The sequence below is a fragment of the Pseudoalteromonas sp. P1-13-1a genome (assembly GCF_001401875.1).
Taxonomy (GTDB): domain Bacteria; phylum Pseudomonadota; class Gammaproteobacteria; order Enterobacterales; family Alteromonadaceae; genus Pseudoalteromonas.
In genome coordinates, this window is sequence record NZ_LKDV01000019.1 from 38,437 (window position 1) to 60,593 (window position 22,157).

The 22,157-nt window shown below is 38.3% G+C and carries 17 protein-coding genes; all 17 read right to left on the bottom strand.

The window, feature by feature from the left end; all coding sequences use genetic code 11:
- Nucleotides 1-23 precede the first annotated feature (23 nt).
- Nucleotides 24-503, bottom strand: a complete 480-nt coding sequence (locus AN391_RS12700) for a type VI secretion system tube protein Hcp (RefSeq protein WP_055015742.1) — start codon at nt 501-503, stop codon at nt 24-26.
- 238 nt (nt 504-741) lie between these two features.
- Entirely contained in the window at nt 742-3,345 is a 2,604-nt protein-coding gene (tssH, locus tag AN391_RS12705) for a type VI secretion system ATPase TssH (protein WP_055015743.1), read from the bottom strand.
- 22 nt (nt 3,346-3,367) lie between these two features.
- Nucleotides 3,368-4,357 (bottom strand): type VI secretion system baseplate subunit TssG, encoded by a 990-nt coding sequence (tssG, locus tag AN391_RS12710; RefSeq protein ID WP_055015744.1) that lies wholly within the window; start codon nt 4,355-4,357, stop codon nt 3,368-3,370.
- Nucleotides 4,354-6,180: a type VI secretion system baseplate subunit TssF gene (gene tssF, locus AN391_RS12715; protein WP_055015745.1), complete on the bottom strand. Its 1,827-nt coding sequence runs from the start codon at nt 6,178-6,180 to the stop codon at nt 4,354-4,356. The genes tssG and tssF overlap by 4 nt, the downstream gene beginning before the upstream one ends.
- A complete protein-coding gene (tssE, locus tag AN391_RS12720; protein WP_055015746.1) occupies nt 6,177-6,662 on the bottom strand; it encodes a type VI secretion system baseplate subunit TssE in 486 nt (161 codons plus the stop codon). Before tssE ends, tssF begins: the two co-directional genes overlap by 4 nt.
- Before the next feature lie 17 nt (nt 6,663-6,679).
- The gene (locus AN391_RS12725) at nt 6,680-7,456 is read right to left on the bottom strand and encodes a type VI secretion system accessory protein TagJ (protein ID WP_055015747.1); all 777 of its coding nucleotides are present in this window, start codon (nt 7,454-7,456) and stop codon (nt 6,680-6,682) included.
- Between the two features lie 2 nt (nt 7,457-7,458).
- Nucleotides 7,459-8,985, bottom strand: a complete 1,527-nt coding sequence (gene tssC, locus AN391_RS12730; protein ID WP_055015748.1) for a type VI secretion system contractile sheath large subunit — start codon at nt 8,983-8,985, stop codon at nt 7,459-7,461.
- A gap of 36 nt (nt 8,986-9,021) precedes the next feature.
- Complete coding sequence (gene tssC / locus AN391_RS12735) at nt 9,022-10,512, bottom strand: type VI secretion system contractile sheath large subunit (protein WP_055015749.1); 1,491 nt, start codon at nt 10,510-10,512, stop codon at nt 9,022-9,024.
- Nucleotides 10,509-11,012, bottom strand: a complete 504-nt coding sequence (gene tssB, locus AN391_RS12740; RefSeq protein WP_055015750.1) for a type VI secretion system contractile sheath small subunit — start codon at nt 11,010-11,012, stop codon at nt 10,509-10,511. The genes tssC (AN391_RS12735) and tssB overlap by 4 nt, the downstream gene beginning before the upstream one ends.
- A gap of 16 nt (nt 11,013-11,028) precedes the next feature.
- Nucleotides 11,029-12,141, bottom strand: a complete 1,113-nt coding sequence (tssA, locus tag AN391_RS12745) for a type VI secretion system protein TssA (protein ID WP_055015751.1) — start codon at nt 12,139-12,141, stop codon at nt 11,029-11,031.
- Nucleotides 12,142-12,362: 221 nt separating this feature from the next.
- Nucleotides 12,363-13,160, bottom strand: coding sequence for a PP2C family serine/threonine-protein phosphatase (locus tag AN391_RS12750; protein ID WP_055015752.1), 798 nt, complete (start codon nt 13,158-13,160; stop codon nt 12,363-12,365).
- A complete protein-coding gene (gene tagF, locus AN391_RS12755; RefSeq protein ID WP_055015753.1) occupies nt 13,153-13,881 on the bottom strand; it encodes a type VI secretion system-associated protein TagF in 729 nt (242 codons plus the stop codon). Before tagF ends, AN391_RS12750 begins: the two co-directional genes overlap by 8 nt.
- Nucleotides 13,863-17,372, bottom strand: coding sequence for a type VI secretion system membrane subunit TssM (gene tssM / locus AN391_RS12760; RefSeq protein ID WP_055015754.1), 3,510 nt, complete (start codon nt 17,370-17,372; stop codon nt 13,863-13,865). Before tssM ends, tagF begins: the two co-directional genes overlap by 19 nt.
- 10 nt (nt 17,373-17,382) lie before the next feature.
- Nucleotides 17,383-18,663, bottom strand: a complete 1,281-nt coding sequence (gene tssL, locus AN391_RS12765; protein ID WP_055015755.1) for a type VI secretion system protein TssL, long form — start codon at nt 18,661-18,663, stop codon at nt 17,383-17,385.
- 20 nt (nt 18,664-18,683) lie between these two features.
- Complete coding sequence (gene tssK, locus AN391_RS12770) at nt 18,684-20,012, bottom strand: type VI secretion system baseplate subunit TssK (RefSeq protein ID WP_055015756.1); 1,329 nt, start codon at nt 20,010-20,012, stop codon at nt 18,684-18,686.
- A 14-nt stretch (nt 20,013-20,026) separates the two neighbouring features.
- Nucleotides 20,027-20,491: a type VI secretion system lipoprotein TssJ gene (gene tssJ, locus AN391_RS12775; RefSeq protein WP_055015757.1), complete on the bottom strand. Its 465-nt coding sequence runs from the start codon at nt 20,489-20,491 to the stop codon at nt 20,027-20,029.
- Nucleotides 20,492-20,506: 15 nt separating this feature from the next.
- Nucleotides 20,507-21,781 (bottom strand): type VI secretion system-associated FHA domain protein TagH, encoded by a 1,275-nt coding sequence (tagH, locus tag AN391_RS12780; RefSeq protein WP_055015758.1) that lies wholly within the window; start codon nt 21,779-21,781, stop codon nt 20,507-20,509.
- Between the last annotated feature and the right edge of the window lie 376 nt (nt 21,782-22,157).

The window sequence follows — 22,157 nt, forward strand, 5'->3', positions numbered from 1 at the left end:
GAGCCATTATAAGGTAACAAAAATTACATTTGTTGACCTTTAACACCGCTGTAACCGTATACAAGTGGAGCAGTAATGTTATTTTTGTCGTCTGTTGGAGTAACAGTCATCATCATTTCTGTGTAGCTGATAGTGATTGTTTCAATAGGACGATCGTTTTGCACTGATACAGAGTAGCTAGAAATCATTGCATCTGTAAGTTCAATTTTCATGATTTCTTCAACTTTATCACCTTGCTTAGTGATATGGAAAATAGCTGGAAGGCCTTTACCAATAGTTGCTTCTTTGAAAAGATCCGGAGATGCTTTATCTTGAAGTTTAGTGATAGTTACATCGCCAAGACGAGTAGAGCTAGACTCACGGTCCATTGCTGTACCAGTTGCTGCACTAATTTCACGGCTTACATTCCAATCTAAAGATAATACTGTGATTAAATCTTTGAAAGACTCAGCCGTAGTTTCGCCTTTGATTGGACCGTATTTTAAATATGTATTTGCTTGCATTTGATAATGCTCCTTTTAATTAAACAATGTTATCCATTTAGACTGGATTATTTACTTTGGTTTCCCAAAAATTCCTTTGAAATCATTATCTTTAATACAGCAATGAAAAGGCCTTCAGATTCCTTTCCTTAGATGAAGACAATGTCTCAAAAATTCCATGTAGTGAATTAAGGCAACAAAATTATAATACCCTAAAATCAAAGAAACAACCTTAATACAAAGTTAATTTAAATAAACTTTAATTTAACTCAATATTAAATTCATTATCTTTTACAGCCAACTTTATACTATTTATTTTTTTATCATCAATCATACTAGAAAGTAAAACTTCAGATAATAATGGTAATAATTTATTTTGCAAAATAGTGTGTATGTTCCTAGCACCGGACCCTGCATTTTGGCAATTATCAATAATATATTCTATTACGTCATTTTCATATTTAAGCTCAGCATCGTAATGCTTGTTAACGCGTTTAACAATTTTTGCTATTTGTAATGAGGCTATTTCTGAAAGGATATCGTCACTTAGTGGGATGTACGGAATTACATTAATACGACCCAAAAAAGCAGGCTTAAATGAAGCGAGTAAATCATCTTGTAATGCTTTTAATAAGCCTTTAATACTTGGCTTACTTTCTTCGTCTTCAAATAAGCCCATGGTGGTATCAGTACCCACATTTGAGGTCATAATTATAATTGTATTTTTGAAGTCGATATCTCGACCTTCACCGTCTTTTATTGTACCTTTATCAAATACTTGATAAAAAATATCTTGCACACCAGGGTGTGCTTTTTCCATTTCATCAAGCAGCACTACGCTGTATGGTTTTCTTCTTACGGCTTCGGTTAATATGCCACCTTCGCCATAACCTACATAACCAGGAGGTGAACCAAGCAGTAGCGACACTTTATGCTCTTCTTTAAACTCAGACATATTAATAACAGTGACATTATCTTCACTACCGTACACCTCTTGCGCTAGCGATAGTGCAGTCTCAGTTTTACCTACACCACTTGGACCTGCCAACATAAAAATGCCATTAGGTCGGTTTTCATCGGCTAATTGCGCGCGAGATGTTTGCACTACTTTAGCGATTAAATCTAACGCGTGATCTTGCCCCACTACGCGTTTTTTCATTTCTTGTGCAAGGTTTAAAATGCCATGTATTTCATCTTCGTGCATTTTGCCTACAGGTATGCCAGTCCAATCTGATATAACCTGTGCGATAAGCTCTTCGTCCACTTGCCAATGAACCATATTATGTTCAAAAGCAGTTAACTTTTCTTTGCTCTGCTTAAGGTTGGCTAAAATTTCATCTGATGAATTTTCTTGATCTGAGTTAATAGACTCGAGCGCCTTATTAAGCTCAGCAACAATTTCTTTTTCTACTTTAAATTGCTCTGTTAATGGCGCTAACTGCTCTTCAATAGTTACAAGTTCAGTTTTAAGTGTGTCTAGCTGCACTGAATGATCTAAACCTGTTTTCTGTTCACGGTGTAGCATCTGCACTTGTGTTTCTATTTCACTTAAACGATTTACAAGTTGCTCTATAGTGTTTGGTGTAGATGCTTGGCTCATTGCCACCCGTGCGCAGGCAGTATCTAATAATGCCACGGCTTTATCGGGTAATTGCCTTGCCGTAATATAGCGATGCGATAAGTGTACTGCACTTTCAAGGGCTTGTTCAGAAATAAATACTTTGTGGTGTTTTTCCATCACTGGTACTAAACCGCGTAACATAGCCACTGCTTTTTCTGGCGTTGGCTCTTCTACTTTTACCACTTGGAAGCGGCGCGTCAACGCAGCATCTTTTTCAAAAAACTTTTTATATTCAGCCCACGTTGTAGCAGCAATGGTTCTAAGCTCGCCACGGGCAAGTGCTGGTTTTAATAAGTTAGCAGCATCGTTTTGGCCTGCGGCTCCACCACTACCAATCATCGTATGAGCTTCATCAATAAATAAAATAACCGGGTTAACTGAATTTTTCACTTCGTTAATTAATGATTTAAGACGATTTTCAAACTCGCCTTTCATGCCAGCGCCAGCTTGTAATAGTGCTAAATCTAAGCTGTGAATTTTCACATTCTGCAGCACGGCCGGTACATCTTTTTGTGCAATTCTTAAAGCTAAGCCTTCAACTACAGCTGTTTTACCTACACCCGCTTCACCGGTTAAAATTGGGTTGTTTTGACGGCGTCTAGTTAAAATATCTACCATTTGGCGAATTTCGAAGTCGCGTCCTAAAATGGGATCTATCTTTCCCGCTTTTGCTTGCGCCGTTAAATCAACAGTAAATTGGTCAAGGCTCGGTGTTTTAGAGTTTGTACCTGATTGGCTAGCCGTGCTTTGTACTGAGTGATTACGCTCTTGCGACTGAGCAACTATTTCTGGCCATGCATGGAGTAACTGCCCTGGCTCTATTTTATTAAATAACTTACTACAGCGCGTTACTAAGCTCGATAAGGTATCGTCTTTTACAAGCGTATAAATAACGTAGGCACTGCGAATTTGGTTATCAGTAAACTCAATACTGGTACTTAACCAAGATTGCTTTAATAGACTTGTAACATGCACAGATAAACTAGGTGATGACTCACTACCGGTTTTAAACGCTTCTAGAGATTGATTTAAGTCTTGTTTTACTTTTTCAATATCAATGTCAAAAGAGCCAAAAATAAGCCTAACGTCATCTAGTTGCTGCTCAATCATGGCAAGTAACCAGTGTTCAAGCTCCACTGTAAAGTGGCTTCTGCTATTACAAATTGCAACCGCCGCCTCTAGGCTTTTTCTGCAATCAGGGCTTAGTTTTTCAACTAATTTATTGAGTGTCATCGAAGACATACAGTGTTCCTTTTAATTTTAATTATCCCTTAAACGATAACTTAGTAGGGTTAGATTTTGATTTGTTATTTTGTACTGCTAAAAAAGAATTAATTCCAAGTTGGGCTTTATCCTCTAAAAGCTGTGCTGTATCTAAACATGTAAAATCAGCTTCAATTATTAAACGAAACTGAATAGAGTTTCCTATATAATCTTTTGTGATTTTTTTTGCCAATTGAAACAACTCACCCCTTGGTAAAAGTTGTTTGACTTTGCAAGGCTTATTGGGTTTTATATGTACTTCTATGCTAGAAGACACATCCCATACCTGCTTACCTATCACTGAATCAACCCCGAGCCGCGCATGTTGACCTTCATACATAACTTGACTAGCTAAAGCCGTTTGTTCTTGCAACTTTAGCTCATACCACTGACCAACCATCTGATTTATTTTTACTTCACAGCCAAGATAAGAACCAAGCACACTTTGTAAATCAAAAGCATTGCGAATTTTTCGGCTGTACAAACCTGAAAAGTGCAACTGATGTTCATTATACCCACCACTTAATAGCCCCAACATTTGAGTATACGGGTCTTTTTTTTTGTCGTTATTTATATGATTTAGTGAAGGTTTATATTTTTTCCAAGCTCGGTAATACAAAGAAATCAGGCGATGGTTAAACATGTCATAAAAATCGCGCATGGTTGTGTCTTTATAGCGCAGCCTTTGCATAACCAGTTCGCTATAAAATTGCGGTAATGCACCAGAGCAGCCAGTTAACCCCATAAATGACACCTGTATATTTACTTTGTGCAAGCCATCTTCAAAACCAGCTTCTTCAAGCTTAGTAATTGAATTTCCCGGGTAGCCAAACTTTTGTGTTGCCGTAAATTTTATTAATTCTTGTTTTGGGTTGCTATCGTAGCCAACGTGGCGATAATCTAAGCCACGCTTTTTAAGCTGGTTTTCAATTATGAAAACCGCTTTATAAAAATCGACTTGAGAAGCTTGGGCGATCAGTTGCTTTATCATAATAGTGGTCTGTCACCTACGCGTGCAGGCCACTGATAATATATTTGCTCCTGCTCTTTTAAACGCAAACTCAAACGTGTGTAACTATTTATAGCGGCGAACTGCGAAAAGAAATGATCCAGTACAGCTGCAAAAAAGAACATGCCACTACCCGAAAAGTCATCGTTAGCAAAAGTAATTTCTATTTCACTGCCAGTTACGAAACTTACCCTGCCTTTTTGAACAACACGCGCAGTTGCAGGCTCAATACTAACGCGATATATATTATCTATAAGCCCTTTGGTTTGAGGCGATGCTCTAAAGTCATATAAACGAAGCACTTCTTTTAATTTATTACACGCATCTTTTCCGCTAAATGTGTCGAGCGTTAAATGGTTAACAAGTTGCCAGCGTGTTGCGTCGGCTAATACAGGTCTGACTGCATGCGTAAAAGGCGCTAAACAACGAATTTTTTTAATTACATCGCCGCGCTCTGGCATCAGTAATCCAAGCTCATCGTCGCCAAATGGCATACTTGCAGGCAAATTTCGGTTACTACAATACGCACGTACAGTAAGTACTGAGTTCCCCTCACCATATTCCATCGCACTGTTTTCAAATTTTGCATCTACCAATGACATAAATGTCTCGGTGCCTGACTCTACATAACCACCTGCCCACGAGGCCGTTTCTCTTCTTATATGCCAAAATAAATCTTCATGACCTTGATAATTTGGGTGAGTTTGTCCATAAAAAGGTGCAACAACTTGTTTATTACCTTTGTGATCAAACGCTATAACTTCTGAAATGCCAATTACTTCAGAAATTTCTGAGTCCATATAACGTGGTGAAAGTTGATACTCGTATTCGCTTATTTCAGGGCGAATTGGCTCAAGCTCTTGCTCGAATAAGTTAATTATTGGCGTGCATCCGAGTAAAAACATATCCTCATCAACCTGTTTTTCAAGTTCACTTGATTCGGTATCAAGGTATATATAAATATCACATTTGTTGGAGTTTTTAGGCAATGCACCGCGTATACCTTCAAGTTCAAAAAAACGAAACTTCTCAGGAAAGGTGAAGTTTTCAACCAGTAATCGATACCCGGCAGCAGAGCGCTGAGAGTAAGGAACAACCGCTTCGTGTGTTTCAAACCCGACTGCTTTTAATTGTTTTTTTGATAAGTATTTAATGCCTTCATCGCCATTATCTATGGCTATACCAATGCTATGCTTAAATAATAGCTCATACACTTTCAGCGTATGGTGCCACTGCCCGTTTATATATACGCGAAGTTTTTCTAAACCTGTTTCAGCAAGCGATACACCTTTGTATTCACCGGTTAGTTCTAACTTAAATATAGACTTTGCTTTTTCATGCCAACGTGGCTTAGGTGCAATAAATGGGCTGTTATCAAACTGAGCTTTCGTAATTTCAATGGGCCAAAGGTAGGTTTCGTAACAGGTTTGAAACTTACACTGTTTCATCAAATCAACGTTAGTTTCAACCTCACTTGCTCGTGGAATTATAACCCCTGCGGTTGAAAGGTTTTCGGCCTCCAGTTTTACTATCGACATCGAAGGGATAGGTGCTTGGTAATCTGGGAGCATTTGCCCTAATAAAGCATCGGTTAGCTCAGGGAAACTATCATCTAGCTTTTGTCTAATATTGGCAGTTAAAAACGCAAACGATTCAATAAGTCGTGATACATGAGGGTCTTCAACATGATCTTCACTAAGCTTTAAACGCCCTGCTACTTTTGGGTATTTCTCAGCAAAATCTTTTCCTAAATGACGCACAAATGCTAATTCACGATTGTAATACTTTAATAATTCATCGTTCATAATGATGCCTCAATAACCTTCATACCCAAATTAACGGGCTCTACCTCAGAGTCAAAGCTTATAAACTCTGGCTCAGGATCAGCGTATAAAAGCGCATTAATACGTAAGTTTAAAACACGATTAACCGGCACTTCCTCATCGGTAAATACTTCAACTTCTAAAAATCTCGGCTCAAATTTTAAAATAGTGTTTTTAACTGTCTCGCATAGCAGTGCTCGGCCTTCGTGTGAACTGACCGACATACTTGAAAAATCAGGCAAGCCGTACGATAAACACGACGTTGAAAGCTCACTATATTGTGTAGGCCACGTATGCCACTGGATTCGGGCGTTAAGCAGTGCTTCTATATCTCTTCGCACACTTTTACGTAGCTCACTTATTGTGATCCCCTCTGTACGCGATGGTGCATCTTGAAAGTCAGGTTCATCATCAATGAGCCTGTCTAAAAGTGATGCCTGAAGCTGCTGCTTATGTTCTATCATTTTTGCTCAAATATAAATTATGCTGCTTCTACAGCATTAACTTTTAAATTAGGAATTGTGATGGCTTCATCATTCACAAACAGCATTTTCATGCCTTTACCAATAATGAATTCTTCTTTTAGCTCAACCCAATCAGAGACCTGACCTAATTTTTCAAGGTCCGATTCAGCATTGGCATAGACAAGGGGTAAGTGTGCTGTACCTGAAGGGCCTTCTTTAATCGTTATTTCAACACGTAGCCAAATACTTTCTAATACTGAACTTACAGGCTCTACCTTTAACGACTCAATTTCATCAAAATTTGCCAAGTAAAATTCACCATTTGTGCCTAGCACCTCTAAATAAGGGTTTAAAGTATCGTCCAAGTCGCGTGCCACAGACTCTGCATCATTTAACGAACTTACTCTTAATGTTTCCATTTGTGCAGAAAGCTCAGCGGCTTCGTCTATTTCGCCATCTAACAATGCCACATGCATTTTTAAAAACAATGTGTCTATCTCATCAGCATCATGAAATAATTTAGGGATCCCTTTACCTTTGTAAAAGTCTATTCGTGATTGCTGAGCACGGATCAAATGTCTAAGATTTACAGCACCGACAGCAAACTCAGGATTTTTTTGAACCATAAAGTCGAGTTGTTTATCAGCTTTTTCAAGCTCACCATTTATACAAAGTAGCTCAGCATAGCTACTTCTGATATCAAAATTTAAAGGCTCATCTTGAAGCTCTGCAGCACATAGGCTAAGTGCTTCAGTTAATTTTCCCTCGCGGATTAAGCTGTGTATTTTCTTCATGGTTATTCCTTTATTTTGTGATGAGGACTGAGCTCTGTTATTAATTTAATGCTCGAGACCATTTGATCTAATTGAAAATGGGGTTGTAATTGTAAAACAGAAAAAAAATGACCCGGATTTGCTTTGTTTTCACTTACTTTAATGCGCGCATTGCTCAGTGGGTATTTACTTCTGATATGCTCTGATGCAGAGTCTGATGCGGTTGTATAGTTATTTATCCACGCTTGTAAATCACGCTCGCATGCATGAGCATTTATGTAAGAGCCCACTCTATCGCGTGCTAATATTTTTAAATAATGTGCAAAGCGTGAAACACATAAAATGTATTGCAACATAGATGAAAGGCGCGCATTAATATTAGCTGCGCTGGATTCGTAATTATTTGCTTTTTGTACCGATGCGTTGCTATAAAAAACGATGTGCTCTGAGTTAGTAACTGATGATGCTGGGATAAATCCAAGTTCAGAAAACTGCTTTTCAAATTTGCTAGTCACCAATAAATCGAGTGGCGGTTTTGCCTCTTTTTGGTATGTATCATTTGCAAAACTATCTTTTGCAAGCCCTGTAACTAGTCCTTTTGACACTTTTCCTGGCTCAATACCTCTAATATGCCCAAACCAACCACTATCGCAATAGGCTCTAATTATTGTTGATACAAACTGAAATGCAGCGTTACCCCATAACATATCTGTTTCGGAGCTTTTAATTTGTTCTTTAAAGTAAAAATCTTGATGGCGTTTACCATCGTTAGTGTAAGGTGCTCTGACTAAAACATGCGGTAACGTTAAACCAACAAAGCGTGCCTCTTCCATTGCTCTAAAGCTTTGCCACTTTACATATTCAGTTTGCTCAAATTGATTAAATAAATCAGCGTAATACCCGAGATCAGAAAAATTATCTGCGCCAAAGAGATTAGGGGACGCTGAACATATAAAGGGTGAAAATGCAGCAGCCGCGGTACGCGAGATTTCCTTAATAGTATCAATATCGTTATAAATAGTGCCATTAGAGGGCATATTACTAATTTCGTAGTCGCCAATTACCACACCAAAAGGCTCGCCACCGGCGCTATCAAATTCACTTTGATAAAGTAATTGAAAAAAGTAACTTTGGTCGAAATCTATTGCTTTATTGACATCTTTAGAGAGGGTTGCCCAATCACAGTTTAGTACCTTTATTTTTACTTTATTTTCTTTGTCAAATTGCTCTGTTTGAAGGGTTAACCAATATAAACTCCGCCAGCTTGCTTCTAACTTTTGAAATCGCGTGTGGTGAATTATATTATTTAGTTGCTGAGAAATTAGTTGGTCAAGTTCTACAATTATTCTTTGTAAATAAGGACCAAGCGATTCTTTGCTCCAAGAGATGGGAGAATCAGAAGAGCCTTCAAGCCACAATAACAGTGCCTTATCTAAGTTTTTTTCATATAGAAAACGCTCTAATAAAGCATCATTATCGCTAATTCTAGACTGCGACTTTTGATGAAAAGCGTAGTCTTGATTTATAAATGAAAACTCTTCGTGATTCATTTTACTGCATTATCCTTAACGCTAAAGATTGGCTAATTAACCAATCTCTGGAATTTTAGCTACAAGGCGTAATGAAGAAGTAAGTTCTTCCATTTGTAGCCAAGGTCTTAACCATGCCACTGCGTTATAAGCACCTGGCTGACCTGGTATTTCTTTAACTGATACTTTCGCATCGGCTAACGGGTAGCGTGCTCTGATATCTTGACCACCACCCTCTGTCGCATTTACGTATGATAAAATCCAACGGTTTAGCCATGACTCAACATCTTCTGCTTCCATAAAGCTACCAATTTTATCACGCGCCATCACTTTTAAGTAATGTGCAAAACGAGATGTGGCCATTAAATAAGGTAAGCGTGCTGAAATTGCAGCATTAGCCGTTGCATCAGGCGTTGAATATACTTGTGGTTTTTGACAGCTTTGGCCACCAAAGAAAACAGCGTAATCAGTATTTTTATAGTGACATAAAGGTAAGAAACCAAGTTTACTAAGCTCTGCTTCACGACGGTCTGTTATGCCAATTTCCGTTGGGCATTTAAGATCCGGATCGCCATCATCACTTGTGAAAATATGCGTTGGTAAGCCTTCAACTTTACCGCCACCCTCAGCACCACGAATCGCAGTACAAAAACCGTATTGTGAAAACGCCTTGGTCATATTAGTGGCCATTGCGTAAGCAGCATTACTCCAGCAGTAGTCACTATTTTCAGTACTTACTGAGCGCCCTGCTTTTGGTTCAACTTCAAACTCTTCATAGTTAAACTCTTCTACAGGTTTAGAAGCTGCACCATAAGGTAAACGTGATAAGAAGCGAGGCATAGTTAACGATACAAAACGTGAATCATCGCTGTCTCTGAACGAGCGCCACTTTGTGTACTCTAATGATTCAAACACTTTTTCTAAATCTCGAGGTTTAGTTAACTCTTCCCAGTTATCAAAGCCGAATAAAGAAGGTGACGAAGCTGCAATAAATGGACAGAAACCAGCCGCTGCCACGTTCGACATTAAGCTTAACGTTTCAACATCTTCTGGGTGGTTAGTAAATTCATAGTCGCCCACAATGGTGCCATAAGGTTCGCCACCCGGTGTACCAAACTCAGATTCGTAAATCTTTTTAAATGTTTGGCTTTGGTCAAACTCAACTGCTTTACTCAAATCTTTATGCAATTCTTTTTTCTTCATGTTTAAAACACGAATTTTAAGCGTTGAGCTCGTTTCAGAATTCATTACAAGGTGGTGTAACCCACGCCAAGAACCTTCTAGCTTTTGAAACTCGTCGCTATGCATGACAACACTAAGCTGTTTTGATATTTTTTGATCAATTAATTGAATTGCTTCATTAAATGTCACAGTCATGTTTTTATTCCATTGAACTGTGCCTTTTAATGCCTCTTCAGTTAACGTTTTTAGTAGTTCTTCTGCGCGACTTGCATCAGTTTGCTTAGTAGCACCAATTGCTTGCTCCAATAACGATGAACTTGCCTCAGCTGTTGACTCTAATTCAGTACTTAGTTGCTCTGCACTCATTTTTCAGTCTCCTCTAGCTTAAGTTCCTTAGCGATAGAATCAAGGTTCGAAGTATTACTTAATACTTCTTCTAAAACATTTTCTAGCTCTTCTGAACGGTCAATCTTAGTCATTAAGTCGCGTAATTTATTACGCGTTTCCATTAGTTTACGCAATGGTTCAACCTGATTCACAACAGCCGCAGGCTCAAAATCTTCAATCGATTTAAAGTTAAGACTAACATTAAATTGAGAGTCATCTTCACTTAGAGTGTTTTCAACAACTAAATTTAATGAAGGACTCATACGCTTCAAAACATCATCAAAATTATCACGATCAATCTGAATGAAACGTCTATCTTTTAATGGCTTTAAAACTTCAGTGTTATCTCCTGAGAAATCCCCCATTACACCAACAACAAATGGTAATTCTTTTTTTACTGCTGCACCCTCAGTTTCTACATCATAGGTGATGTGAACGCGAGGCTTACGTACTCGTTTTAATTTATCATGGATACTCATAGAGAACTCCTTTTACTTATGTTTCAGTTTCGCTGATCTTAATGCCAGACAACTTAAAGTACCCGGTCCTAGCATCACTATCTGTTATCAATTCATTTAATAATTCAGGCAGCGATAATTCGCTCCATCGAATCACTTGTTCTATCGTGTAAGACATTGGAGAATGCGGTTCGGTTTTTCTAAAAAACGCCGCTATTTCTTTAAGCTTATTTATTGCATTCTCACGTGAATCAATTGCTTGGCTAATGGCCTTTTTAGGCGCCTCAACTGCATTTTGCTCTTCATCGTTTTGAGTGAGTTGCTCTTGCGTTTGCTCTGATATTAACGCCTGTTCTGCTGCAACAAGTTTGTCTGCAGCAATATGATTAACAGCCGCCAAACTTACCTCAAGCGCTTGTTTAATATTTGAGGTAGGTTGCGGTTGCCCCGTCACTTTATCCATCACGTCGCTAAGCTGGGCAAACTCAGAAATAGCCTCTTCAATATCTTGTTTCAATGTTACAAAAAATTCTGTACTTGTCTCTGCTGCACTTTTTTCGATTAATTCAAAATCAACCGCGCCCTGTGCTAGCTTTTTCTCTCTTTTTTCATCATTAAGCCTCGAAATATCATAACCTTGCTGATACTCCCAAAATGTAAAAGGATCTAAGCTAACACTGTCGGTTAAAAGTATGCTTTTAATGGGGATAATCAGAGTCCCCTCACCTGCGGAACCATTCAATCCGCCAAGCGCTGATACTTTGTCTGAAATTTCATCGTCTGCATCAAGGGAGGGATATAGCGCGTCAAAATAATTATCTAATAATTGGCTGGCCACTTTAAAGCCAAAAGCAAGTCCTTTAAAACCATGAATTCGACAAAGGGCTTCAATAAACCACGCTAAATACTCAATATCTTTGCTTTCTGTTTTTAGCGCTTTGCTGCATTGTTCTAATAAAGGTAACCAGTCGCGGGCAAGTGATGAAATACCCTCCTCGTCTACTAGCGCGTTTCTTTCTGCGGCACGAAGTTGGTTTCTTAAATCTTTTAAGGCGTAATAAGTCGACGTAGGAGAAACATCCGAGCGCGGGTCTAAGCCTGCGATTTCAGTTTCAGAAATAGGGGAAATATACTCTTCAAATACAAACATTCCGTCGTCCTAATAATTATCCATAAAACTCCAATAAAGCGGAGCGGATTTCATATTACATTCTTTATATTAAAATACAAGCCCAGTTACAATTGAGTTTAAATCTTAATTGTTGTTTTTATAAAAATAATTAAAATCTAATATACTTAATTAATCCATGCCGGAAATTAAAGTAAAAACTCTAAAACAAAAAAGATATTATTCTTTATATTTAAGATAAACTACTTAGTAAAAAGTGGAATTGTAGCTTCATCTTGAATTTTGTATGTTTCCGATTTGCTACTAAAATTATCATGGCCATATTTAATTATAATACAGGTAACATTATCACGTGCACCTCTTACTAAAGAAGAATGCATAAGCGCCATACCTGAATCTATAATACTATTAGGTTCTAATGACAAACATATTTCTTCATCAGACAATTCACCTGTTAACCCATCTGAACAAAGTAAGAAAATATCATTAGTATTTACTTCACCTTGTACTACATCTACTTTAACTTCGTCTGTAACGCCCACAGCGCGTGTAATCACATTCGAAAGCGGGTGCGTTTTTGCTTCCTCAACTGAAATTACGCCTTCATCGATAAGATCGTTCACTTGGCTATGGTCCCGCGATATTTGCTGTAATTGACCATTTCGTAGCATGTATGCTCTGCTGTCGCCAACCCATAAAACGTAATATTGATTATCTTTTATAAATAAAGCAGTTACTGTACTGCCCGCTGTTTTGCTTCCTAAGTACTGAGCACTGTATTCATTTAATTGACGATTTGCATCTTCAATAGCTGAAACAATATGCGAAACGCTAAGCGTAGCTAATGTCTTTTCTTCTACTTTTGCTCTAATCACGTCTACAACAAGCTGGCTTGCAACTTCACCCGCTTCATGTCCGCCCATTCCATCGGCTACTACCCATAAGTTATGGCTGTTAATTTCGACATGGGAGTCTTCATTTAATTGCCTAACAGCACCGCGATGAGTTATTGCGTAACTTGTACTTAAATTGCTAATCACTATTCTTTACCTGTGTGTAATTCCATTCCCAATGCTTCCATCGGCCATCTAACATAGCTGCAACTTGGTTAACAGGCGGTAGTCCTGAAGTAACGAGCATCATAGGCTTTATATTGCATGAACCGTGAGTCCACCAAACACTATAGTCACCATGCTTTTTATATAAAAGTGCATGAAGGGCGTCTTTTAAAACATCACTTGATAGCTCATCACCTGAGAACTCAAATGCTTCACCCTCTTTATTTTTGTCACTAGAGAGAGAAATACTAAGCTGCTTTTTAGGCTCTGAAAGCGTTCTTATCGATTTAGCAACCTCTTTTCTCCACATGAAAAGGTCAACAGAGCTATCTAGCACTTTAAGTACAGTGTCTTCATACTCTAAGGAGAAGACGCCCGAATTTAATACTTCTATTGGCGCAACTTCTAATGTACTGGCTACCGTAAATGGATAATGACGCCCTACTGCATCCATGCTCGGTAACAGAGTTCCCATTACACCTTTATCACCGACAATATTTGGCGATAATGCAAAATGCCATACAGGGCCTGTTAGGTAGTTATCTTGCCAATTGTCACCCAACTGTTCTTTGCTTACAGCAATAGCTGCTTGCAGCCATTGCTCCCAGTGCTCTGAAAATTCTTTCGAAACGCTGTCTTGAACAAAGTCCCCTAAGCTAGGGACTTTGCCAAGGTAGCCTATATTTATAATCGGGTCGGACATGAAAACTTCTCTACACTTTTATTCCAAAATGGATGTCTAATTGATTTTGGCAATAGCTCAACTTTTGCGTTGTTACCCATGAGAGAAAAATGTAACTCTAAATCCTCACGTGTTTTTGCTCTTTTAGCGCTCAACTCATCCAACATGCGATAAAGCGACCATTCACCTTGGTAAGTCGTATTTACAGAGCGCCCTCCATTAGGCGGCGTGAATACAACTCGCGTTTTACTTTGTCCACTTGCGCCTGGCCAAACAAAGTTTGTAACTCTTAAGGGGCCATGGCGGTAAATCATTGATTGACCATCAATTTCAATCATTAAGCTCGATGTAGTTTTATCCAACGATAGCGGACGTAAGCCAAACTCAATTCTAGGAGTTGCACTTCCACCATCGAAGAACACAGTTTGAATTTGATGGGCTAGTTCAAACATGGCTAGAGTATCAGCGCTTATGCCAATGTCTTTTTCAAACTTCCACGGACTCGAACTCATATCCACACTAGGCGCTACATAGTTAGTGAAGAAGCTATCAATGGTGCCATCTGGTCCAAAGAAACGTGTAAAGTCTTTCATATTCACTTCTTTTTGTGCATAAGGAGAGAATGGGTATCGGCCCACAATAGCTGCGTTGTACTCGCGTAAAACCTGGCTTTTCCAAATCTCATTTAAGTGTCTGTTAGCGCTATTTTTAGTGATATTACTGGTATCTCTGCTTATATCTAATAACCAACTATTAAATGGGTAAGGTAGATCACGGCTTTGAAACTCAAGTTGGCGAATGAAACTTGGTTTACTTTTTCCACTGATTTGATCTTTTATCGATGACTTTAACTGATCGCCTCTATCTAGCTTAGTTAGATATACATTAAGTTCTCTGAGATTTTTCTGAATGTTATCTAATTGCTGAGTATCAATATTTATAACATCTTCAAACGCTTCCTCAACCTGATAACCAGGCAGCTTGATATCAAACTTAGGGGCTTCGTCAGGTAAAAAACGTTTAATTCTATTGGCTTTAGTTTGCATTGCAATTTCAGCAGCATTAGCGGCAACTTTACCCGCTGCTTTTTGGTTCTCTGACACCGGCAGTTTGGTTAATTGCACATTTTTTTGCACAGCCATAATAATGTTTTTAATCGGTGCTTCTGAACCTGCTAGTACATCTGTAATATTGACACCCTCAGCAGGTGAGCTGTACTGATTTAGGCTTAGATCGTCGATAAATGACTGCCAAAAGAAGATATAATCTTGAAAATAACGTTGCTCTAATTTCTTTTCAATTTCTTCTTTAGAAATATCATAAGTGCCCGATGCCTCCTCGCCATATACCCAGCTGCTTGCCATCAAATTGCCAAGCATTTTACTTTTCTCAACATTAAAAATGCCGTGAAAACCGTTAAAGGTATATAAACCAGGAATACTTCGAGTCAGCTCGCCATTGTTTCTGAACGTGAATTTTTGCGCACTTTCAAAACTAATAATGTCTGTTAACCTAAACGGCGGAATGCTGCTATCAAGAAAATCAGCTTGTAGGCGTTGGTATGCTCTTTCGGCTATTGGTAACTTAGTTAACTCAGCTCTAGCTATACGCACTGCTTGATTATCTATTTTTGTTTGACTAACACCAAGCTCTAATAAGGCAGCAATGTGGTTCATCAACTGGCCACGAGTCAGCGCATTTTTATCACCTGGTAGGTTTCTTTCAAGGTATGCATTAAACCAAGCCGAAATATCTTCACTTTCAAAGTACTCAGGTTGGAATAGCATTAAATAGCACTTTAGCGTCTCGTATAAATAGCTAAGGTGCTCTGGATGCGCTTCCATTTCTTTAATTAACGTATTGGCTATATAAGGTTCTAAATACGTTTGTAGAGACCTGTTATAGGCTTGTGTAGATGACTGTTTAATTTCATTAAGCTTATTAAAACCTATCGACTGAGATTCATCGTCATCAACTAACGCAGGATTGTTAGCTGGTAAATTTCTTAGCGCATTGAGCCTGTCGTTTAATACTAATAAGTTACTTCTATCAAACGAGGCTCCATCTAGCTCCTGATAAGTTTCAATGGCTTCATCTGTAGCAGCCATTAAATTATTATTCCATGCAAAGCTAAAGTACCACGAAATAGAAAAACCAATTACCGCAATACTAGCTAAAGAAATACTACCTACTCTCAGCCATTTGTTTTGCTTATCGTGATGTTTGTTAGTACTTGCTAGGTTTTGCTCAGGGAAAATCACACCTTCTAAAACGTTTTTAATAAAGAAGCTTTTCGATTGATTTATATAGCTAGAATCTGCTGAGTTTACATCATTTAAAAAACTAGCTGGCTTCCCTTCTTGAGTAGCACTGGTCAAATACACGCCCCTAAACATAGGGAGTTCTTCATACGCGTTAGGGGTAAAAATTTCTTTTAAAAACGCATCACCCACACCTTGAAGCACACGAAGTTGTCTCGGAAATTCAAAAATTTTGGCTCGTATTTCTTCATTACGCTCGTTAATCAACCTACGATTAAGCATTTCTGTCAGTTTTGAAATTAACGCGTGAAACTCTTTATTAAACGCTTCAACTTGAGTGTCTTTATCGAGGTCTAACTCAAAAGTAACCCCCCAAACTTGCTCGCATTCCTCTTCTGTAAGCTCGCCAAAAAACTCTCTAAAACCTTCAATTAAATCAACTTTAGAAAGAATGACGTACACAGGAAAAGTCATACCCAACTGATTTTGTAACTCTTGTAAGCGCTGTTTAATTGCGCGGGCATGCAGATTACGCTCTGTTTTAGTTTGACTCATGAGCTCAGAAATACCCATGCTGATCATTACACCGTTAATGGGGCGCAGCGGGCGGTATTTGCGTAAGAGCCCTAAAAAGCCCTCCCAGGCGCGCGAGTCATGCTTTGCGTGGCTACTTTGTGTTGTGTATCGTCCTGCGGTATCAATAATTACGGCTTTATTAGTGAACCACCAATCACAGTTTCGTGTACCACCAACACCATGGACTAGATCCACACCTAACTTATCTTTTAACGGATAGTCTAAGCCTGAGTTATTAATAACTGTTGTTTTACCGGCCCCAGGCGGGCCAATCATAATATACCAAGGTAATTGATATATATTTTTACCTTTAAATAGCTTTACATCTTTGAGTAAATTGATAGCTTCATTCATGCGATTTTTTAACGTGGTGATCTCTTCATTTACCTCGTTACTGCTCGACTCATCGCTTTCGATTAGCTCATCGGCCATTTTCTCATCGCGTTTGCTTTGTTGCGTTAAGCTATAAATTTTGGTGATAGCAAACACTAAAATAACAAACAAAATAGTTAATAGCCGTGCTGCTACGCTCTCTAAAGGTATATAGTCGGCAATCGCGATAAGCGGACCACCAAACCAAATTAATAAAGATAACGCCAAAAAGCCGATAATTAACATGGCTGTTTTAGAAGTGAGTACGTAAGTAATTTTTTTTATTTTGTGTGAAAAACTCATGTCAGCCTCATTAAAATAATAAATCGATTTCAATTCGTCGGTTTAGTGACCGAGAAGCTGAATCTGAATTGCTGGCGATAGGCTCTGCTGCACCTTTACCCTCAGGCCATAAACGACCACTTAGGTTTGTACTTTTAGCCATAGAATTGGCAACTTGCGTTGCACGCGCTAATGATAGATGCCAATTTGATGGGTATTTATCGGTACGGATAGGCGTATCATCGGTATGTCCAGTAATTAAAATACGGCCTTTTGTTCCTTCCAAACTTCGTGCTAGCTTTTCTAAAATAGGTTGAATTGACGGCAGTAGTTTCGCATCACCTTGATTAAATAGACTTTCATTATTTATTGAAATTCGTATACGGTCTAGATTTTTCTTTACTGTAACTATCCCCATCTGAATTTCTGTTTGCAGTAACTGCTCAAGTACTAATAGTTGTTTATCTTTTTTATCTACACTGTCGTTTTGCGCTATAGGATGAATAACAGCCAGCTTATCGTTTAGTGAAGTAACGCCGTCGTTTAATTTCATGTTGATAAATAAGTAAACCATTAACAGTACTAAACCCAACACTGAAAAAATCACCCAAAGCGGAACTTGATTTCTAAGCTCTACGCCAGCGGCAACACGCTGCTTCCAATTGGGTGAAAGTTTATTGTTCAACGGGCCATCTAATTGATTTAAAAGGTGATACATTTGAGAACGATATTCTTCTATTTTAGTATCGCCACCGTTGTCTAATCTGTATTTACCTTTAAAGCCTAAGTTTAAGCAATGGTACTGCAGCTCAATAAATTGTTTGTGTTGTTCAGGTTGAGCCAGTGCGTTATCAAGCAGGGTGTAAAAGTATTCACCGCCAAACGTTTCTTTATGAAACGTCGATAGTAAACTCTCATCAGCCCACTCCATTGAGCTCCACTTAGAATTTAAAACTGACTCATCTAAAATCGCGCACAAGCAATAACGCGAGTTAGTGATTACATCTTTAGAAAGCCCTTGGTTGCGCACTTCAACTTCAAAGCGCTTCACAGCCTCAACACAGCGATGCTTTAAAGCAGCAATATTTGTCATCTCTTTAGCTTGGCTAATAGAAATAACAATTGAAAAACAATCTGTTGCCGCTTCTAAAAGTGGGTTTTTAAAAATTGAAACTTTAGACGTATTAGTAATACTGCTGGCAGCGGGCTCAATAGACATCACTGTTTTATCAGTATCGTTATCAACATTAGGAGTGTTTGAAGTGTCACGCCCTAGTCTACCAGGGCGAGGTTTTATAATGGTTTCATCCATTGAAACTCTTCCTTTAAAAGTTAAGTTCTAATTGCCCAAAGGCTTATTTGTAGCTCAGGGTAATTACCCGATAAGTGGATAGCGATACCACCACTTGAACGAAGTTTTTCCCAATGTTCACCCTGCTTGTTTAACTCAAAGTAATGAAAACCTGCATGGTATGGGATTTGGCGCGGTGCCGTTGGTAAGTTACTAATAGTAATACCAGGAATTTGGTTATTAACTAAATCGCGTATAGTTTCGACACTACCGATCTTAATTTGTGAGGGCAGTATTTTTCGCAGCTCTTCGTGCGGTACACTTGCTTTGATTGCTAAAACAAATTGTGCCGAATTGAGTATAGACTTATCTTTTAGTGCCCCAAACGAAATACCAAACTTACTTTGTTCTAGTTTAATTTCTGTCGCAGTTTGTTCAATAACATGACTTAGAGATTGATATAAGAAATTAACTACTTCAGAAAATACTTTGCCCAAATTTTCATGATCGTACTTAGGTAGCTTTGGTACTCGTTTATTCGCAGTACTAAAAGTAGATAACTCGCCAGCCAGCTCAATAAGACGGGTATAAAATACATTTGGATGGATGTTATTCACGCTAAGTAGATTGTCAAAAACCGCATCGTACTTATTAAGGGTTTGTAGCATGATAAAGTCGGCAACAGATGTACTCCCTGCATAACCTTGGCATAAACGCACAGAAATGCTCTCTGCACGCTGTTTTATCATAGAGCCTATTTCTCTTACTAAACCATGTAATGGCTTGCATTGACCCACTTTTAAAGAGGGAGGTATATAGTTAGTATCAAGTTTAATGCTGCCTTCGCTACTTACTTCAATAATGCGCGCAACAGGCAGCAAAATATACCCAGCACTGTCATCAGAAGATAGCATAAGCTTGCTATAAACTTTAGCAACCTGAATAACCTCTTGGGATTGAGTTCCTAGTGAGTCGTCACTAACCGCTAAGTCGTCTAGTTTATAGCGCGTAACAATATTCTCATCCAGCGCTGAAATATTAATACCACTGTTTTTGATTGCCGGGATAGCAAGGTATACCACCTCATCATACACGTCTTTACTAACCACTAATGGCTCAGGTAAAGGAGTAGACTGTGGCATTTCAATTGGTAGTAAATCAGGCGTAATAGCACTTAAAGACTCAAGGGTAAACTGTCCTGAGTTCAATAACTGTGTGTCTATACTTATATCAAGTATGCCCCACGGATCAGATAAATTGCCCTTACATAATTGGTTTATTAAATTAGAAAAATGCTTATCTGATTGTTGAAAATGTTGCGGTCTTAAGAACATCCCTTCAGTCCACGCAACACGAGTGTTATCACCCATTTTACAAATCCTTTTTATCGCTCTCTCATGTATGTAGCAATTGCTTCAACATTTACATTTATATCGTCATAGCCAGTAGGGTCAACCTCAATAACTGCTCTCCACCTTGCTTGGTCGATATCTCTATAAGCCACAACAACACCCACGTAACGGGTATTTCTATTAAGGCTCATTTTGTATTTTTGTACTGAGTTTGGTTGCAGTTCTAGCTCATCTTTTTTAAGTAAATCTGGGCCTAATAGTTTTTCAGGTGTTTCGTATAAACTAAAAAAATCCTGAGTATCAAAAATAGTTCTTGAACTAAGTTCAAATATTTTCATAACAACTGGCGAAGGTCTCTCTGATGTGTCGGGATTTACATCTTTAGAAACATTAATAATTAAGTCAGTTGAAGGCGGCACTATTTTGTTAACAGTGGTACACCCAACCGTTAAAAAGAGTAGGCTAATGCTCATAAAAAAGAGCTTAAATTTAGTCATTATTTACTTTCCTTCCTAAAACGTTTCTTGAGTTTTATCATTATAAGCCTTTAAAAAATCGTCAGATAACGCCATGGCACCTTTGGCATTTACGTCCTGTGCTAACTCTTCATGAAGGCTTTGGTATATCTTCCAACATTTTGCTTCTGACTGGCCTGGAATAATTTTTAATACATTCGAGTTTTCGTTTACTTGCTGGGATATCTGCTGAGGAGAAACCTGCTCTAAAATCCCTTTAAGTACACCATCAGCTCCTGCTAATAAAGCATGTTCATGTCTTCGAGTATCAGTAAAGCTTTCTTTAATTGATTCACGAGACGACAGGAAGCTTGCACTATTTCTGATGAATAAATTCTGAATAACATCATCAATACCTGCAGAAAACTTAATCGGGTTATTTTGTTTAGTTTGAAACATGGTTTGATTCAAGCGTAATTGATTTTTTACCAAAGCTCGTTGTCTTAATGACTCCATTAACTCGTTTAATAATAAATTTAAGCTTTGACCCATTTCAAACCACAACTCAGGTGTATTGAGAGCATTTTGAAGCTCAGCTTTAACACCTAAACCTTTTAAAAACGCCTCAGATAAGGCGGAATTAGCGCTTGCGGTATTAGCCTGTGTTTGCGATTGTTTTACTGGCTGCTTAACGGGTTCTGGTGCTTTTTGAGGTTCAACTTGAACAGGTTTTTCTGCCACTGCAATATCATCAAAATGGTTTTGCGGTGAGACTGACACATCAGGGTTCATTAAATTTGATAATTCATCCCAATTTTCAGGAATTTGATTATCAGGCTGTGCCATGCTTTCTTCTTTCATTGAAACAGAAGGCATTGACTCATCTAAAATAGATTCATTTAAAAATAACTCACTTGAAGAAAAATTATCTATTTCGGGTGCTGGGGCACTATTTCTTAGTGCAAAGTCATCCGTATTTGAGCGAGCTTCTGTGTATGCTGTCGTAGATTGAGAATCAGCTAACTCGACTTCAATTTGAAAATCCCCCACAGTGATCACATCACTGTGCGCTAAACGGTGTTTATTACCTTGGCCTAGCGCAGACACGCCAAAATTAACAAACGTTCCGTTAGTGGAGGTATCGTATAAATAAAACGAATCGCCTTCTTTTTCGATACGGCCGTGTCGGCTAGAGATTATTTTTTCAGGATCGGGCAAATGCCAATCGCACGTTTCGGACCGGCCGAAAATAAGGGAGTGTTTAGTTGTTTTAGAAGCTTCAATTTCAGGCGAGAGTCTATGATAACTAGTTATATTTAGTATCAGTTCCATTTGATAAGTTAGTCCCATAAATCTACATTTTCAGTAGGATAAAGTAGAAGCGAAACTATTGTCAACATTGAAATTAATATATAAAAATATACACAGATATTTAAATTTGAAGACAATGATAAATCTAATAAACCTAAAAACATGAAATCCAATAATTAAGCTCCTGTTTGAATGTTCCTTTTTTCAGCACACTTCCGCAAACTTTATCCCATGAAAAATAAAGTGAATGATTATCGCTGAATGTACCTTTTACGCCTTTTGCAGCGGTTTTAAGTAAGTTATTTTTAAAGTTCAAAAATAAAAATAAGTTTTAAGTGAATTTAAACAGACGACGTAACCGATTTTGTATGAAACTTCTACGCCAGAAAGATTGCTA